This window comes from Nitrosospira sp. NRS527, from assembly GCF_018406445.1.
Taxonomy (GTDB): Bacteria; Pseudomonadota; Gammaproteobacteria; order Burkholderiales; family Nitrosomonadaceae; genus Nitrosospira; species Nitrosospira briensis.
The window spans coordinates 1,866,891-1,884,182 of the sequence record NZ_AP024515.1; the positions used below are offsets into that span (position 1 = coordinate 1,866,891).

10 protein-coding genes are annotated in these 17,292 nt (G+C 55.2%); 2 read left to right on the forward strand and 8 right to left on the reverse strand.

Annotation, left to right across the window (positions count from 1 at the left end; translation table 11 throughout):
- Positions 1–18: 18 nt before the first annotated feature.
- Together KJS40_RS08400 and KJS40_RS08405 are read right to left on the reverse strand one after the other, a co-directional pair.
- Positions 19–1,335 (reverse strand): homoserine dehydrogenase, encoded by a 1,317-nt coding sequence (locus tag KJS40_RS08400; protein WP_213537101.1) that lies wholly within the window; start codon positions 1,333–1,335, stop codon positions 19–21.
- A 124-nt stretch (positions 1,336–1,459) separates the two neighbouring features.
- The gene (locus KJS40_RS08405) at positions 1,460–2,686 is read right to left on the reverse strand and encodes a pyridoxal phosphate-dependent aminotransferase (RefSeq protein WP_213537102.1); all 1,227 of its coding nucleotides are present in this window, start codon (positions 2,684–2,686) and stop codon (positions 1,460–1,462) included.
- 217 nt (positions 2,687–2,903) lie between these two features.
- On the opposite strand from KJS40_RS08405, the gene KJS40_RS08410 reads away from it, so the two are divergent.
- Positions 2,904–3,281, forward strand: a complete 378-nt coding sequence (locus tag KJS40_RS08410) for an Mth938-like domain-containing protein (protein WP_025040030.1) — start codon at positions 2,904–2,906, stop codon at positions 3,279–3,281.
- A 248-nt stretch (positions 3,282–3,529) separates the two neighbouring features.
- On the opposite strand, the gene KJS40_RS08415 is transcribed toward KJS40_RS08410, so the two are convergent.
- The 6 genes from KJS40_RS08415 to KJS40_RS08440 form a co-directional block, all read right to left on the reverse strand.
- On the reverse strand, positions 3,530–5,287 hold the full coding sequence (locus tag KJS40_RS08415) for a hypothetical protein (RefSeq protein WP_213537103.1): 1,758 nt from the start codon (positions 5,285–5,287) through the stop codon (positions 3,530–3,532).
- A gap of 65 nt (positions 5,288–5,352) precedes the next feature.
- Positions 5,353–5,886: a TetR/AcrR family transcriptional regulator gene (locus KJS40_RS08420; RefSeq protein WP_244859509.1), complete on the reverse strand. Its 534-nt coding sequence runs from the start codon at positions 5,884–5,886 to the stop codon at positions 5,353–5,355.
- 305 nt (positions 5,887–6,191) lie between these two features.
- Positions 6,192–7,421 carry an EAL domain-containing response regulator gene (locus KJS40_RS08425; RefSeq protein ID WP_213537105.1) on the reverse strand — a complete coding sequence of 410 codons (1,230 nt, stop codon included), beginning with the start codon at positions 7,419–7,421 and terminating at the stop codon, positions 6,192–6,194.
- A 447-nt stretch (positions 7,422–7,868) separates the two neighbouring features.
- Positions 7,869–12,047 carry a PAS domain S-box protein gene (locus tag KJS40_RS08430; RefSeq protein WP_213537106.1) on the reverse strand — a complete coding sequence of 1,393 codons (4,179 nt, stop codon included), beginning with the start codon at positions 12,045–12,047 and terminating at the stop codon, positions 7,869–7,871.
- A complete protein-coding gene (locus KJS40_RS08435; RefSeq protein WP_213537107.1) occupies positions 12,044–13,309 on the reverse strand; it encodes an ABC transporter substrate-binding protein in 1,266 nt (421 codons plus the stop codon). The genes KJS40_RS08430 and KJS40_RS08435 overlap by 4 nt, the downstream gene beginning before the upstream one ends.
- 237 nt (positions 13,310–13,546) lie before the next feature.
- A complete protein-coding gene (locus KJS40_RS08440) occupies positions 13,547–14,473 on the reverse strand; it encodes a histone deacetylase family protein (protein ID WP_213537108.1) in 927 nt (308 codons plus the stop codon).
- Between the two features lie 601 nt (positions 14,474–15,074).
- On the opposite strand from KJS40_RS08440, the gene KJS40_RS08445 reads away from it, so the two are divergent.
- Complete coding sequence (locus KJS40_RS08445) at positions 15,075–17,198, forward strand: EAL domain-containing protein (protein ID WP_213537109.1); 2,124 nt, start codon at positions 15,075–15,077, stop codon at positions 17,196–17,198.
- Positions 17,199–17,292: the final 94 nt, after the last annotated feature.

The window sequence follows — 17,292 nt, forward strand, 5'->3', positions numbered from 1 at the left end:
ACCAAGGATGGTCCCGGATTACTTACTGCTTAAATTTTCCAGCCGGATACGCGTCACCTTACCGGTCGTCAGGGGGAGTTTTTTTATTTTCGCGATCGCGGCATTAATGTTTTTTTCAACCGTCAAGTGGGTGAGCATGATGATATCCACCTGATCTTCACCCTCGCTGGGCTCTTTCTGCACCATTGCGTCGATGGAAATGCCCAGATCGGCGAGTACACGGGTGATGTCGGCCAGCGCCCCGGGTTTATCCATCACTCGCAAGCGAAGGTAGTATGAAGTCTCCACCTCCTCCATCGTCAGGATGGGTGTATCCGAAAGCAGGTCGGGCTGGAAAGCGAGATGAGGAACGCGATGTTTGGGATCGGCGGTATGCATGCGGGTCACATCCACCAGATCCGCCACCACCGAACTGGCGGTAGGCTCAGCGCCCGCACCCGCGCCGTAATACAAAGTGGCGCCTACCGCATCGCCTTTTACGACGATCGCATTCATGACACCCTCCACATTGGCTATCAACCGCCGTGTGGGGATCAGCGTTGGATGAACGCGTAGCTCGATCCCCTTGGGTGTGCGCCGTGTAATGCCCAGCAGCTTGATGCGATAGCCCAGTTCCTCTGCATAGCGAATATCTTCGCGGGTCAATTTAGTGATGCCTTCGGTGTAAACCTTATCGAACTGCATTGGAATCCCGAACGCAATAGCCGCCATGATAGTGAGCTTGTGCGCGGCGTCGATACCTTCGATGTCAAACGTGGGATCAGCCTCGGCATAGCCCAGTTTTTGGGCCTGCTTCAGCACGGTATCGAATGTCAGTCCTTTTTCGCGCATTTCGGACAGGATGAAATTACTCGTGCCGTTGATGATGCCGGCAATCCATTCGATACGATTCGCGGTCAACCCCTCGCGCAATGCCTTGATAATAGGTATGCCACCTGCTACTGCCGCCTCGAACGCAACTATTACGCCTTTTCTCTGCGCCGCCGCGAAGATTTCGGTCCCATGCGAGGCCAGCAGTGCCTTGTTGGCGGTAATGACATGCTTGCCGTTCTCGATGGCCTTCAGTGTCAATTCCTTCGCCACGGTGTAGCCACCGATCAGTTCGACGACGATGTCGATATCCGGATTGGTCACGACTGCATTCGCGTCGGCGGTAACCACGACGTCATCACCCGCGATATTGCGCGCTTTCTCCAGGTCGCGATCGGCAATCATCCGGATGACGATGCCGCGCCCTGCACGACGCGTGATTTCCTCCTGATTGCGTTTGAGCACAGCAAAAGTACCACCGCCGACAGTGCCGACGCCTAGCAAGCCTACATTGATGGGTTTCATGTTGAGTGCAATAAAAAATAAAGTTGGCGGATGGGCTAAGTATTTCGGCGTACGGTTGGCAGTTGGAGTTTATCCCTCCCGCTGCGTTTTACTGTTTTGTTTTTAATGTTTTTTCAGGTTGGGTTCAGGTTCGGCATCGCTTGCGATACCGTTCAAGGAAATTCGCTATGCGGCCGATTGCTTCGGTAAGGTCATCGCTGTTGGGCAAAAAAACCACACGAAAGTGATCGGTGAATGGCCAGTTGAAACCGCTGCCCTGCACCAGTAGCACCTTCTCTTCCAGCAGCAGATCCAGCGCAAACTGCTCGTCGTCCTCGATCGGATACATTTCCGGATCCAGGCGCGGGAATAAATACATCGCCGCCTGTGGCTTGTAGCACGTAACGCCGGGAATATCGGTCAGCAATTTCCAGGCGAGATCACGCTGCCGCATGAGCCGCCCTGTCGGCATCACCAGGTCCTTGATGCTCTGATAGCCGCCAAGCGCGGTCTGAATGCCGAATTGCGAGGGAACGTTTGCACACAGGCGCATGGAAGCAAGCATGGTCAGTCCCGATATATAATCGCGGGCAAATTGTTTTGTTCCCGAAACCACCGCCCAGCCGGAGCGAAACCCGGCGGCACGATAATTCTTGGATAAGCCGTTCAAAGTGACAAATAGAATGTCGTCTGCCAGCGAGGCTATCGAAGTGTGCGTGGCGCCATCGTACAGTACCTTATCGTAAATTTCATCCGCATAAATGATGAGCTGATGCTGGCGGGCGATCTCGATAATTTCACGCAGCATGTCATCCGGATACAGCGCGCCGGTAGGATTATTGGGATTAATGACAACGATGGCGCGGGTGTTCGGCGTAACCTTCGAACGTATATCGTCCAGGTCCGGCAACCATCCGGATTGCTCATCGCATACATAATGCCGCGCCGTGCCACCCGCCAACACCACCGCCGCTGTCCACAACGGATAGTCGGGGGAGGGGATCAGGACCTCGTCGCCGGTATTCAACAGCGCCTGCATCGCCATCACGATCAACTCGGAAACGCCGTTGCCGATGTAAATATCCTCCATCCGCACGTCCTGGATGCGTTTTTCCTGGGTGTAATGCATGATCGCCTTGCGCGCGGCGAACAAGCCTTTCGAGTCGCAGTAACCGGACGCGGCGGAGAGGTTATGAATGACGTCCTGCAGAATCTCCTCGGGCGCATCGAAACCGAATGATGCCGGATTGCCGATATTGAGCTTGATGATGTAGTGCCCTTCCTCTTCCATTTGTCTCGAGCGGTCGAGCACCGGCCCGCGGATGTCATAGCATACGTTCGCCAGTTTGCTGGATTTCAGGATGGGTTGCATGAATGGAAAAGACCTGGTTGGCAATGGCGCTGATAAGCGCCGGCTTAAGATGACCTAATGGTAGAGGATTTGAAATTCAAAGCCTTGCGTTTTCCATCGCAGTACCCAAAAATCCTGGCCCTGCGTTGTTCCCCTTAATTGACACAAAAACTTTATCAAGGCGCAAAAAAGATGTAATGTTACCCGACACGCCAACCTGCCGCAAATGGAGCCTTACGTGAAGTTGCATCTTTCCGTGTTTTCCGAACAAAATATGTTCACCGGCTACGGGGCCGGATATGTCATGGTCAACAAGACGCGCCATGAGCAAAGCCTGATCGTATTACCCGATCGCTTGATCGAAAATTGGGACGCCAAAACCTTCGAACAGCTCACGGCCGAGCATTTCGAATTCGTGCTCTCGCTGCAACCTGAAATGGTATTGTTCGGGACGGGAGCCACCCTGCGCTTTCCTCATCCGACACTGACGAGAACACTGATCGAGTCACGCATCGGCGTCGAGGTAATGGATACCGCCGCCGCATGCCGCACCTACAATATACTGACAGCCGAGGGACGGCGCGTGGCGGCCGCGCTGCTTATCCAGACCGAATAAATCAACAAGCCTCCCTGCCAATATGTTCGATCACGCCTCGCTCAGCGATCTTGAATATTGCCGGCAGGGTGGCGGCAGAGGCGCCGCATGCGCCACGCCATCCGGACACGGCACGCCAGCGCCGCTCGCCAGGCCCCATACCGAAACGAGATACAAACGGCCATCAATGAATGATGATTGTTTGTTAAAAAGCAGGATTTTTCGGGGGAACCAAGTACCTGCCCCGGTTTTGCATGCTCTACTGCACACTAGCGCCCAAAGCGCGATGCCTTGAGTTCCACATCGGCACGCGCCCAGGCCTTGTTGAAACGTGCCTCGATGAGCCTTGCCTGATCGTCCTTCTTCTGCGCGCGCAACGCTTGCATCAATCCGTAAAGCGCCCATCCGCTGTTGCGATTTCGCCGCAACTCTTCCCAATACACGGTCTCCGCTTCGGCCGGACGTCCTGCTTCCAGCAAAATTGCACCCAGCGTCAGCCGTGGCGGAGCATTGAATTCCGACGGTTCCGTGTATACCAGGGCGTCTTCAAGGCGAACCGCTCGATCAAGGGACGCGATGGCCTGATCGAATTGTCCGCGCGCCGCAGCGATCTCGCCGGAGAGCACGTCGGGTGCAGCACTCAACACGGTGCGCGCGGTATTTTTCGAGAAAAGCGGGAGGTCCAGCGCCGGGTCCTTCATGATCTCGCGCAACGCATCCAGTTCCTGATCGGCCTGTTGCAACTGCTGCGTTGCGACAAACGCGAGGCCGCGCACATAGTGCCAGCTTCCTTTCAAGAATGGGTTGGTGGATGGCGGGACGGGTTCTTCGAGAATTTCCTTCCAGTACCCGAACCTCGCAAGCGCCCAGTACGGCACCATGCGGAATATCGCTGTCAGCGGCATCGCCTCCAGCACTGCATCGTCTACCTTGGCGGCAACTTCCCGTGCCGATTTGATTGCCACCTTGCTTTGACCATCCCCCGTTGCCGCGAACCAGAGGAAGTGAATGTTATGCGGGTAGTACATCATGGGGTATAGCCCCTGGGCACGGCACTGCGCGATGTAATCCTCGTCGGCTGCAATGGCAAGCTGATTGCTCTTCATCGAGTCCGCGTATCGGCCTACACGCTGATAGATGTGCGATGACATGTGTATCATGTGCCCCGCCGCCGGCATCAGCGTCAGCAGGGTATCGGCCGCCTTCTCCGCCCGCTCGGGCGTGTTTGTCGGCTCCATGATGTGAATATACATATGCAGCGCGCCCGGATGCTTGGGATGGCGCCGCATCACTTCTTCGGTAAGCGCCACGATTTCGGCTGTGCCCTCGTATGGGTAGCCATCACGCATCCAGTAGCCCCAGGGACGCAGATCCATCACCGACTCCACATAAAGCATCGCGATATCCGGGTCGTCCGGAAAACGCTGGTGCACTTCCCGCATCGCCTCCGCGTACGCCTTGTTGTTCGCCGTCCGGTTCTCGGTATTCCCCGAGTAACGCTTTTCCAGGGCGCTGATAAGCGCTCTCTCCCTGGGCGATGCCTTGGCCATGAGCGACTTGGCCTGCTGCACGATCTGCAGAGCCTGTGGCTCCTCGTTCGGTTCCATCATCGCATTGATATTGGGGCCGAGCACCAGCGCCTGGCCCCAGTAAGCCATCGCAAGGCCGGGGTCGAGCCGTGCCGCCTCGCGGAATGCCCGGCGTGCCTCGGCATGGTTGAAACCATAGGCGAGATTCAGGCCCTGATTAATATATTGCTGCGCTAACCTGTTGCGCGTACTGACAGGGAATGTGTGCGTGCCCAGGTTCTGCAGCCTGGGTGCGAGCTGACCATCCGGACCGGGCTTGTTCGCACTATCGGATTGCACGTAATGCTGGTGACCACCTCCAGATCCCGCGGGAGCTTCGCCCTTTTTGGTCGAGGCTACCTCGCCAGTCCCGGCGCCGGCCTCGGCGAATGCGCCGGGAATACCGGTGACGGCCAGAGCCAGAATTAATATCGTTGAATGGACGGCAGCGGATTGCATGGACACTTCTCCTCTTCTGAAGGATTAACTATATATGACCGGTCGTTTTTTAATTAAGAAAAAAATCAGGGCCTGAAAAAATCACCGAGCAGATCCTGGCAGCACTGCTTGACCGGTGCGGATGATTTTTCTATTTTCATCCTCAATAAAGCACCCTGCCAGGTATTCGTCAGCAGATCAGCCATCTCTTCCGCAGATTTGTCCAATCTTACGGTACCCTGTTGCTGCGCCCTGGCAAGGCCGGATTGCAATAAATTCCGGTAACGAGTAACGGCGGACTGGAGAGATTTCCGGCAAATTTCGCTGGTATCGCCTATTTCTCCCATCAGATTGCCCATGAGGCAACCGCCTTTAAACTCATTCCTCTCGAGCTCCACTATGAGCTCGTCAAAATAACGCTTTATGGCACCGAGCGCATCATCGGCTGCTTCAAGGTGAGCGTTCAGTTGTGCGATGAATGGGTTGGCATAGTGTTGAATGACTTCCGCACCAAAGTCCTCCTTACTACCAAAGTAATTGTAAAAAGAACCCTTTGGAACCTTTACCGCATCCAGGATTTCCTTGAGCCCCGTGCCGTGATAACCCTGGCTCCAGAGCATGGCGACCCCTTGGTCTAGCAGGTTTTCCCTGTTGCTTTCCTTTCTGGATGGCTTGAGCATGGATTAATAATACGACCGGTTGTATTAGATGTCCAGAAAAAATGATATATCCCTTTTATAAAACCAGGAGTGCGGCGCGCTAATGGTATCGGGCTTCCGGGTTTTTATAACAGCCTCAAGCCATACGGAACGCTGGACGGCGTCACGCCAGATGCACTTCGCACATCCGCACGCGCGGGCGTTTATTCTTCGGGCAGCTTAAGTTTAAGTGGGAGGCAGGAGAAATATCGAGTGGGTTGCCCCATTCACTTCGAATCGCCAGCGGTCAAAGACTCCTTTCGAACCCGCTCGCGCCATTTTTCGATCCAACCGGGTAGATCGGCGGCCAGCATAGGCCGCGACATGAACGTCCCTTGAGCCAGATCGCATCCCGTGCGGCGCAGAAGATCCCAATCGTTACGGTCTTCGACTCCTTCCGCCACGACCTCCATCTCCAGTTGCCTTGCCAGAGACAGGCTGGCGTCATACATTGCGCGTAATGTTTCGTCTTTCCAGGCGCCATGCACGAAGCCCTGGTCGATCTTGAGTTCGTCGAAGGGAATGTCGCGCAGTTGCGCCAGGGAAGAGTGCCCCGTGCCGAAATCATCAATGGAAAGACGAAAGCGCTTCAAGCGCAGCCGCGTCAAAATCTCGAGCGGCGCTCGCGTATCCTGCATCAACCGGGTTTCCGTTACCTCCAGCACCACGTTATGCGCCGCTACACCCAGCTTTGTCGTGATCTCGGCGACAAAATTCAGAAAATCCAGGGATGCCAGATTATCCATCGATACATTGACGGCGATCCGCAATGGCAGATGCGCTTCTTCCCAGGCTTTCACCTGCGTCATCGCTCCCGTGAATACCACTCGAGTCAGCTTGTCGATCAGGCCGGAGGCCTCGGCTATGCTGATGAACTGGTCTGGAAAGATGAGGCCATCCACAGGATGCCGCCATCGCGCCAGCGTCTCGACACCGATCAACTCGCCGGTGGCAACCGCTACTTTCGGTTGGTAATAATTGATCAGTTCGCCATTGTCGATGGCAGCCCTCAACTCATCCGAGCTGTATACTTTCTTCGCCACACCGGTGGCTTCGGCGGGGGGCGGCGTCCACTTCTCAAGCATGGCGGATAACGCATCCGGTTTGACCGGCTTGTGCAGGTATCCCAGTATCGGGATTTTATGCGCCCGCACCAGTTTCTCGGCGGTTTGCAGCATGCGCTCGTCCTCGCCGCTGATCAGGATGAGGCTACCGGAATAATGCCGGTCGACAAGGTGCCGCACAAACTCGATCCCATCCATTTCGGGCATGTTGAGATCCAGCAGGATCAGATTCGGCCGTCCACTCGCATCAGTTATCTGTTCCAGGGCCGAACGTCCGTTATCGCAAAATATTACCGAGGTAAATCCCAGGTTCAACAGGATACGTCCCAGTAGCTTGAGCATGAAAGACTCATCGTCAAGTACCAGAATATTGACCGCGGATCTATCTGTCATGGCGCTCGCTTTTCCCTTCAGGTCGATAGCTGGAAACTATGCTCATCTGTCTGCTCATCATTCCTTGCCGCGTCCCTCTCCTGGGGAAGCCGAATAAATTCCGGATTCCCCAGGCTTCGGTGCTAAATCGCGGCAGGGAACTTTATCGTGATAACCGGAGCATAACCCATTCGACTCGATATTATAATGCTCGTTTGAGCGGGTCGTTATTTTGCCTTCCCAAAAAAAAGACGCCGCCACTCCCGCGCGGCCATCGGTGGCGCCAGTCAGCGTTTAGCAGCCTGTCGGACTTGAAGAAAATCGGCTGCAAAGGCGTCTGGCTGGTTCATATTTCGCTGCTTTTTCCACCAATGGAATAACTACTGGCCTTCAAAATCCTCAAAACCTCTCCTCACCCAGTCACCTTTAGTTCTTCAAATCTGACAGGCTGCCAGGACCCTGCTTGCATTAGCCTTGCAATGAGTCGATATATTTATTCACGGCCGTTAATTCCGACTCGAAACGCGGCAATAGTGCGTTTAAAGCCTGAGTGTCGCCTGCCTTTCCTGCTTGTTCCATCTCCGCACATAATTCGCCTAACGCCAACGCGCCCACCGCCCGGGCCGACGACTTGAGTTTGTGAGCGGTGGCGCCGGCGATTTTTGCCTGCCCTCCCTGGCAAGCGCCGCGCAAGTCCGCTGCTATTTTTTCCGAACTGGTGCGAAAATCTCTCAAAAACTCACTGGTCACCGTCGGATCATCTCCAACAAGCTCTTTAAGTACATTCAAATCCACCGGTTTTTGCACCGCCGGGGCTTTGGTGGGGGCCGCAGTGGGAGTGCTGGGGGTAGTAGCGGGCACGGCGGTGGGGGCGACAGAGATAGCAGGGGTTGCGAGAGCCAGCAGCTCCGTGGTAGTGGCGGGAGGCAGCCATTTCTGTACTATCGCTTTCAAGTGCGCAAGTTGCACAGGCTTGCTCACATAGTCGTCCATGCCCACATCACGGCAATGCTCGGCCTCGCCCTTGAGTGCATTGGCAGTAAACGCAATAATGGGTTTTCTGGTTTTGCCTTGCTCGGCGAGGCGAATGGCTGAGGTTAACTGGTAGCCATCCATCTCCGGCATATGCAGGTCGGTGAGCAGCAGCGCGTAGTTGCCGCTCTCCCAGCGTTTCAGCGCTTCGCGGCCATCGCCAGCGATATCTGTGGCATAGCCCAGCAACGTGAGCTGTTGGCGGATCACTTTCTGGTTGATTTCGTTGTCTTCCGCTACAAGAATCAGCCGCCCTTCCTTGAGTTCCTTCTCGCGAGACGGCGCAACCACCGGCTCGACCTTGGCAGCCTCCTGCACCTCGACTTCTTCATGCGCGCGCCCCGCCGCGATAGCCACCGCCCGCAAAAAAGCTTCACGATGCATGACATCGCCATCCAGTGTGACCGTATCGACCATTTCGGAACGCTCATGACGACGGCGGCCGCGCCTGATAACCACAAATCGCGGTTCGATGTCGGGCTGATGATGCCCATGCTCAAGAACTACGAAGTGCGGGTCCATATCCGGCCGTGCCTGGAAGGCTTCACGCAACTGCTCGATTGGCGGGACATCGTGACCCGCATCGATAATAAGCAGCCATAAGCCGGGCGGGAGTATTTTTATCCGTTCGCGGGCTGACGCCAGGTCCGTGACGCGCTCGGCAATCGCGCCGCTGTATCTCAAATACACAGCCAGGTCGTCAGCCATTCCCTTGTCGTCACCCAGTACCAGGCAGGAAACCCCCGTCAGGTCCACCACTTTGTTTCCTGAGGGAGTAGCCGGCAATTGCGCGAACGATACGCGTACGGTAAAGATGGAACCCTTGCCGGGCGCGCTTTGCACCGTGATCGACCCTCCCATCAATTGAACCAGATGATAAGAGATGGCCAGCCCTAGCCCGGTGCCGCCATATCGGCGGGTAGTAGAGGTATCGCCTTGAGTAAAGGAGGTGAAAAGACGCGCCTTGGTCTCCTCGTTCATGCCTATGCCATTATCCGTTACCTGAAACTCCACCGTTACCCGATCCGCGCTATGATCCGCCAGTAATGCCCGCACCGATACCCTGCCGGGCTCTTCCAGCCCGCTTGAAAATTTAATGGCATTATTGGCCAGATTGACCAGCACCTGACGCAAACGGAGTGCATCTCCATAAACCTCCTCCGGAATAGCCGGATCAAGGAACAAGGTAAGCTCCACGTTTTTTCTTGAAGCCAGGCTTTCCAGCATATTGCAGGCCTTCTCCACCACGGTAACGACCGACGTGGGCGCTTGTTCAATTTCCAACCGCCCTGCCTCGATCTTGGAAAAATCGAGAATATCTTCGATGATCTCCAGCAAGGCAAAGGCGGATTCCCGTATCAGATCGACCATTTCCATCTGATAGCCGCTCAAGCTGGTTTGCTGCAGCACATCCGCCATGCCGATCACGCCGTTCATGGGCGTTCGTATCTCATGGCTCATGGCCGCCAGAAAAATGGATTTAGCCTGGTTCGCCTGCTCTGCATCGAGCCGAGCTTGCTGCAAATCCTTCAGCATACGGACTCTCTCGCTGATGTTGATACCGGAAGGTATCAGCTTGGCCACCTGGCCTTTGGCATCGCGAACCGGCACAAGCATGAAATCCATCGTCATCACGCCGCCGCCGGCGATGCGTGTCTCGATATCATGGCGCACTATTTCGCCGCCCACGGCGCGCTTGATGTCTTCGCGAATTTGTCCCTGCACTTCCGGCTTGAAAGAGAACCACGCGGTTTCATCAAGTCTTTTGCCGATGACATCCGGGGGCCGCAAACCGCCACTCTCCAGCGCGGTGCGATTGATCTCGACCAGCACCCCGTCGGGTGTCATTTCCCCGACAAACGCCGCCAGATTATCCACTATGGCGCGCAGGCGCTGCTCGCTTCCCCGCAAAGCCTGCTCGGCCTGTTTACGGTCATGGATATCACGCAGAATAGCGGTGAAGTAGCGCTTTCCCCCGACGAAATATTCGCTGACCGCAACATACAAATCGATAGGCTGGCCATTCTTGTGCCGTCCCTCAACTTCCCGGCCCATGCCGATGTTATGTACTCCCTCGACTTCGAGCGTGAGAATGTGATCGAATTCACAGCGGCCCCTTCCTGTCCGGTAATACCTGCTGATGTAACCATCATGGCCGCTGCGATGGGGTTCCGGCATAAGTATGGAAACGTTCTGGCCGATCGCCTCCTCGCGTGTGTATCCGAAGAGTTTTTCAATCACGGGGTTGACTGAGCGGATGATGCTTTTGTCATCGATGGTAACGATGCAGTCCATCATATGCTCGACAACGGAACGTGTTTCCTCCTCTTTACTTGCCAGGATCGCATTGGCTCGCTCCAGCTCGGCGGTGCGTGTTGCGACCCTGGTTTCCAGGTCCTGGTTCAGCTGACGCAAATCGTTTTCAGCGAGGTCCCGTTCACGATTGCTGACGTTCAGGCGTTCGATCATCGTATTGAACGTACCGGCGAGTTTTCCTATCTCGTTCCATCCCTTCACGGGCACGCGCTGCTGCAGATTGCCCGCGGCGATGTGCTGTGCGCTATGGCTAAGTTTTTTCAGCGTGGTTACTACGCGCCGGCTGAACAAAACAGCGCCCAGCAAGGCAACCAGCAGTGTCAGGCCAAGAATCAGCAAACTGAAAGCTCGAACGCGCGTCACTGAAGCAAATACCTCGTCCGCATCCATTTTGACCTCGATGCTCCAGTTCATGCGCGGCAGGTACCTCCACGCAGCGACAACCTCCTTGCCGCGATAGTCCATTTTCAGACCGCCTCCGCGTTCGCCGTACAAGCCGTTATGGACCGCTGTCGAAAATGGCGGATTATGAATAGGTATCTTGAACTCCAATGCTGCATTAGGCTCATGCTTCAGCGGCGCCATCACCAATGCGGTGTGATCGTCCAGAAGCCGTGTAACCACCGTTTCGCCACTCGCTCCCAGGCCCACATTGTCGGTTACCACGTCAAACACGCGCTCGCTATAGATTTGCAGGGCCAGTACCCCTTCGAGTTTCCCCTCAACCACGATGGGAATCGCCATGAACGCAGCGATCGCTCCCCGGGAGGGCGGATAATATTCGAAATCCGATACTCCACTCTGCAAGGTATTCAGCGCTGCACGTGTGATTCTGCCCAAGCCGCTGTTTCGATAAGGACCCGTGATGAGATTAGTGGCAAAATCTGCTTCATGAGCCTGGGTATAGACGATGTCGCCTTGAGTGGAAACCAGGAACAGATCGTAATAACCGGCATCCTCGACAAAACGTTTGAAATGCCCGCGGTAAAACGCATCCAATCTCCGATACGCATGTGACTCAACTCCATCCTTGGCGTAGGCGATGGCAAATTCGCGCATAGCCATGCGTGTGGTACTGGCAACCTGTATGATCCTGGCATCGCGGATACGCTCGCGCAGGTAACTATCGATTTGCTCCGCTTTCATGTCGGCGATGGCCGAGACTTGCTGGACCGCGGTCTTCTGCGTCTCGGTTTCGAAAGTACGCAACAGGCTGTAACCGATGACCAGGATGGGAAGCAAAGAGACGGCCACGAACCAGACCGCGAAGCGCTGGGTGAGCGAGGTGAACCCTATCATGGTTGGGGGCTCGTGATGGTTTCGAGCAGATGGTTCCACTCTTCGCGCGACCGGTATGCGGGAAATGGCGCCGGCTCGAGCGGCTTCCCGGAATCCCAGACAACGTCGATCTGGCCGTCTTCGCGGGATCTGCCAACGCGGGCCACTTTCCAGACGTGACGCGTGACCGGGTCGAGCGAAACGATTCCCTCAGGTGCGAGCAGGCTCTGACGCAGAATTGTGCGTTGCACCTTATGCAAATCGCCCGAACTTGCCTCGAGCGCTGCCTGAATCCACATCCGCATATTGAGGTAAGAAGCTTCAGCCGGGCTGTCGAGCAAAGCATGCTCGCCGAAACGGTCACGGAATCGCTTAACGAAAGCCTGGTTCTCATGAGTAGGAATAGTCCGGAAATAATTCCGCGCGGCATAGTGACCCGCCATCGGCGCGGTCTCTGCGCCTTTCAACTCCACTTCGGTAACGCCGAACGACAAGACCGGCATCATGGCGGCGACGATTCCATTCTTTTTAAGCGTCTTGAAGAAAACGTTATTATCGGGGCCGCTGATCGTATTGAATACAATATCAGGCTGCTGACCCGCGATATCGGCTACCAGATCGTCCATGTTGGCGGCCCCCAGAGGCTGGTACCGCTCGCCCACCACTACCGCGCCGTGCGCACTCGCCATATCCTTGATAAGGATGCTCAGCACCTGTGAAAAGATATAGTCTGACCCCGCCAGATAAACCCGCTTGCCATGCTTTTCCGGATTACCTTCCTTACCGAGGTTCTCCAGCGCCCAATTCACCGCAGGCATGACTAACTGGTTAGGTATGGCACCGCCGTATATGATATTGGGCGATTGTTCCATACCCTCATACCGTAGCGCGTAAAAGAGCAGGTGGCGATGCTCTTCGACTACTTTTTTCACTTTTTTCCGGCAGTCCGTTGTCCAGCATCCGAACAAGGCTTGTACGTGTTCTTCAGTAATCATACGCTCCGCCTGTTGGGCGCAATACGTAGCGTCAGACCGGCAATCGGCCACCACAGCCTCGATCTTCTGTCCCCCGATACCGCCTGCCGCGTTAGCCTCTTCGATGGCAAGCTGGATCGCATCGATCAACGGTTTTTCGCTCGCCGCCATGGGCCCCGACAGGGAGTGGAGCACACCAATCCTGATGCTGAGCTTTCCGCTCGAGTAATGATGCCAGACCAAGGCACCACCGATCAGCAGAACCATCAGCAAAACAAGAGGCATGCGCGATTTTCGGCTGATATTCATTGTTCCTTTTCGTGGATACGGATAATCACGAAGGCTCCATGGTGCCTATGTTTCTATCATAGACACAATAGCTGCGTTATGAAACAAATCAGAAAAATCTCTCATGATAAGTTCGGCCATGAGGGTCGCTGCAAGCTGCGGAGTATGAGTATGGGTCCGGCATCGCAATAAATTGTAGCGAAAATTAGCGAAGCACGCTGCGCCGTGCGAAATTTCGATAACAGTCAAGCGGCACTTTCAAATGAGCGCCTTCAAATGAGCGGCGACGCTCTTCCCAAGCGCGGGCAAGGCATATCCTCCTTCCAGCGCGGATACGATGCGGCCGCCGGCATATTTTTGCGCAATCTCCCTGATCTTCTCCGTCACCCATGTGTAATCCGCTTCCACCAGCTTCAATGAAGCAAGCTCGTCATCTTTGTGCGCATCGAATCCGGCTGAAATGAACAGCATCTGCGGTTGGAATCTTTCCAGCGCGGGCAGCCAGAATCGACGCACCGCTTCGCGAAACGGTTCGCCATCACTACCGGCGGCCAACGGAATATTGACCATACGTTCCGAGCGTCCCTTCACTCCGCTATATGGATAAAGAGGGTGTTGGAAAGTGGAAACCATCATGACTCGCGGGTCATCCCGAAAAATATTCTCTGTGCCATTGCCATGATGCACATCGAAATCCACCACGGCAACACGCTCCAGGGCATGCGCCTCAATAGCATGCGCGACCCCTGCCGCGATATTATTAAACAGGCAGAAGCCCATCGCGCGGTTGCGTTCCGCGTGATGTCCGGGGGGACGAATACTGCAGAAGGCATTTTCCACCTGCTTTCCAGTCACCAGATCCGTTGCCAGGATGACCGCCCCTACGGCACGATAAGCGGATTGCAGGCTGTACCGGTTCATCGCCGTATCTGGATCGAGATTCACGAGACCCGCTGAAAGCGCCTGGCGCCCAGCGGCATCCAGCAACGCGATATACTCTGGCGCATGCACCCGTTTCAGTTGCCCGAGGGTCGCTAGTGGTGCAAGATGGTGCTCCAGTTTATCCATCAGACCGGAGGCGGCCAACTCATCCTCAATCGCCTTGAGCCGCGCTGGAGACTCGGGATGGTGTAAACCCATATCGTGCAGCAGGCAATCGGGATGCGAAATGAAGGCGGTATGCATATCGAACTCCTTTATCCTAAATCCGGTAGTTGGACGGGGTTAAGTGTACGGTTTTTGGGTGCAGGGCAAGGCGCAACGACGCGGAATGCGACCGCGCAGGGCGGAGCAGTGCCTTCCGCAGGAAGGTGCGACCCCGAAGCGGGATGCGGGCGCCTCCTTGCGTGTGGAACGCAATCGCGGCATCCCCTGCGCTGCCCGATCCCCGCTGCGCGGGGCCCCTCGGGCGACGCTTCGGGGCGCCGTTCCATTCCAAGGAGTTGCAACGCAGCCATGTGCCGCAAAAACTGTGCAATTCACCCCGTAGCGACCTTACCCGGAAGGTGAGCGTCAAATAATATGAAATATTGTTATTAACCATGACACTGATCTATTAAATGAGCGGTCAATTACCGGATTTAGGATTATTCCCTGCCGCGCGTACGTTCTCTACTTTGACGCATTCTTCATGCTGTTGGCTTCTTACAAATTGGAAAGCAACATTCGGTCCGTGATAATCTCATAAAATAAGAACCTCTGAATAAGCCCGCCATCACGCTCATTCGGCAACTGAACCGGCAACCCAGCGGGCTTATTCAGAGGTTCACCAAAAATAAGGCGTTCGATGTCTCTTCTTCGACAACTCCGGTTGACGGTTATCCTGGTTACCCTGGCAAGCTTCACAGGCAGCTTTGCCATAAGCCTGCTCAGTGCGCGAAGCTATCTGGAACAGCAACTCCACCAAAAAAATATCGATAGCGCCAATTCCCTCGCCCACTCTATCTCGCAACTGAGCAAGGATACGGTTACGATCGGTCTGCAGATCGGGGCACTTTTCGATAGCGGCCAATATGAGGCGATCTCGATCACTTCGCCGGATGGCAGGGTGATTGCCGAACGGATACGGGATCGGAAAGACGGTACTGTTCCCGAGTGGTTTATCGACCTCTTCCCCGTCAGCGCCGAAGCGGGTATCGCTCAGATTTCGGACGGCTGGATGCATTTCGGCGTCATCAAGGTTGCGGCTAACGCCCAGTTCGCCTATCAGGCTCTCTGGGATCAAACGGGAACGTTATTGATCTGGTTTCTGGCTGCAGGCATATTTTGCGGGCTCATCGGCATATTGATACTGCAGCGTATCAAAAAGCCATTGGCAGCAATGGTCGAGCAAGCCGAAGCGATTACGGAACGGCGTTTTCTCACCATTTCCGACTCTCGCATACCGGAATTGCGCACCATCGCGCATGCGACGAATGACATGATAAGACGCTTGCATAACAGGGCCATAGAAGAAGCGTCCCGGATGGAGAGCGTGCGCAAGCTGATAAATTACGACCCCGTCACGGGTCTGGCCAATCGCGCCCACTTCATGAACCGGTTTCTCGAAATTCTGGACGGCAAAGAGGGCGAAAGCGCCACTACGGATGGAAATGGCAAGGATACTGTTCCCGGCAAGGACAGCGAAGACATGGCTACGAACCAGGACGTCGAAGACGCGGCTTTGATCCATGATGGCAAAGATGCAGGCCCCGGCGACATCGAGGAAAATACCGTTCCGAGCGCGAATGATAAAGATATCGTAGCCATAGCGAAGACGAAGCGCGCACAAGGCGTTCTTTTCCTGGTACGGATCAATAACCTGGAAGAGATCAACCAGAAACTCGGCCGTGATGGAACAAACAGTCTGCTCCGTGAGGTCGGGAGGCTCATAGGCAACATTGCCGGCAGGGCTTGCGATAGCACAGTATCGGATCCACTGGCTGCGCGCCTGAACGGGTCGGATTTCGTCCTTGTCATTCCCGATATCGATGATACAAGCCAGATCGTAAATCAGTTGGCGATGGAATTGGCGGTATTGTCATCAAAAATCGACCGGGAGATCACCGACCTGTACCACATCGGTGCGGTTCGATACCAAGGTGGGGATAAGCTGGGCGAGCTGTTAGGCAACGCCGACCTGGCGCTGACCACCGCCGAGCGTACGGGTATCAATGCCTGGCATCTCATTTCTGCGCAACCTGATCAACTTCCTGCCCCTGTCGTCAATATTGGTGACTGGCGCAATATCTTCAGCGATGCGCTCGCCGAAGACCGCTTCAAGCTGGTGCTCTATCCGGTGGTCGGTCCGACTGGCGTTCCGTTGCATCAGGAGGCCTTTGTCCGCATGCAAGCCCAGCATGACGGAGGCTGGCTGGAGGCAAGCGATTTCGTCAACATCGCTGCACGCCTCAACCTGACCGGGCCTCTTGATCTGGCTGTCATCCGCCACGGACTCGAAACATTACAGTCGTTGACCGGAGAACTCGCGATCAACCTATCCATAGAAACAATTGCAGACTGGGATTTCCGGAATAAACTTGCAGAATTGTTGCGCCAATATCCCAACCTGTGCCAGCGGCTCTGGATCGAAGTGCCGGAGTATGGGGCTTTTCGAAAATTCGAAGCCTTTCGTGACTTCTGCTACACCTTCAAGGAACTTGGCTGCCGTATCGGCATTGAACACTTCGGCCATCACTTCGCTGAACTGAGGGAGCTTACCGGGCTCGGCCTTGATTACATCAAGATAGACGCCAGCTTCGTGCACGGTATCAACCAGAACAGGAATAATCAGAAATTCCTGAAGGAATTGTGCAGGCGGGCCCACAGCATCCGTATCATAGCAATTGCCGACGGCGTGCAAACGGAAGCGGAGCGGCAGGCATTGATAAAACTCGGCTTCGATGGCGTTACCGGACCCGGGGTGAAATAGTTCGACCTATTCCCTTGCGAAACTTCGAATCTCATGGTGTCGAGGTTCTTCTTGCATTGCTCAAGTGCTGCATCTATAACTCCTCAAGAAGCCT

What these genes read in the sequence shown, in the direction of transcription:
- KJS40_RS08435 (WP_213537107.1), bottom strand. Translation starts at nt 13,309, where the DNA reads ATGAATATCAGCCGAAAATCGCGCATGCCTCTTGTTTTGCTGATGGTT.
- KJS40_RS08400 (WP_213537101.1), bottom strand. Translation starts at nt 1,335, where the DNA reads ATGAAACCCATCAATGTAGGCTTGCTAGGCGTCGGCACTGTCGGCGGT.
- KJS40_RS08430 (WP_213537106.1), bottom strand. Translation starts at nt 12,047, where the DNA reads ATGATAGGGTTCACCTCGCTCACCCAGCGCTTCGCGGTCTGGTTCGTG.
- KJS40_RS08420 (WP_244859509.1), bottom strand. Translation starts at nt 5,886, where the DNA reads ATGCTCTGGAGCCAGGGTTATCACGGCACGGGGCTCAAGGAAATCCTG.
- KJS40_RS08445 (WP_213537109.1), top strand. Translation starts at nt 15,075, where the DNA reads ATGTCTCTTCTTCGACAACTCCGGTTGACGGTTATCCTGGTTACCCTG.
- KJS40_RS08415 (WP_213537103.1), bottom strand. Translation starts at nt 5,287, where the DNA reads ATGCAATCCGCTGCCGTCCATTCAACGATATTAATTCTGGCTCTGGCC.
- KJS40_RS08425 (WP_213537105.1), bottom strand. Translation starts at nt 7,421, where the DNA reads ATGACAGATAGATCCGCGGTCAATATTCTGGTACTTGACGATGAGTCT.
- KJS40_RS08405 (WP_213537102.1), bottom strand. Translation starts at nt 2,686, where the DNA reads ATGCAACCCATCCTGAAATCCAGCAAACTGGCGAACGTATGCTATGAC.
- KJS40_RS08440 (WP_213537108.1), bottom strand. Translation starts at nt 14,473, where the DNA reads ATGCATACCGCCTTCATTTCGCATCCCGATTGCCTGCTGCACGATATG.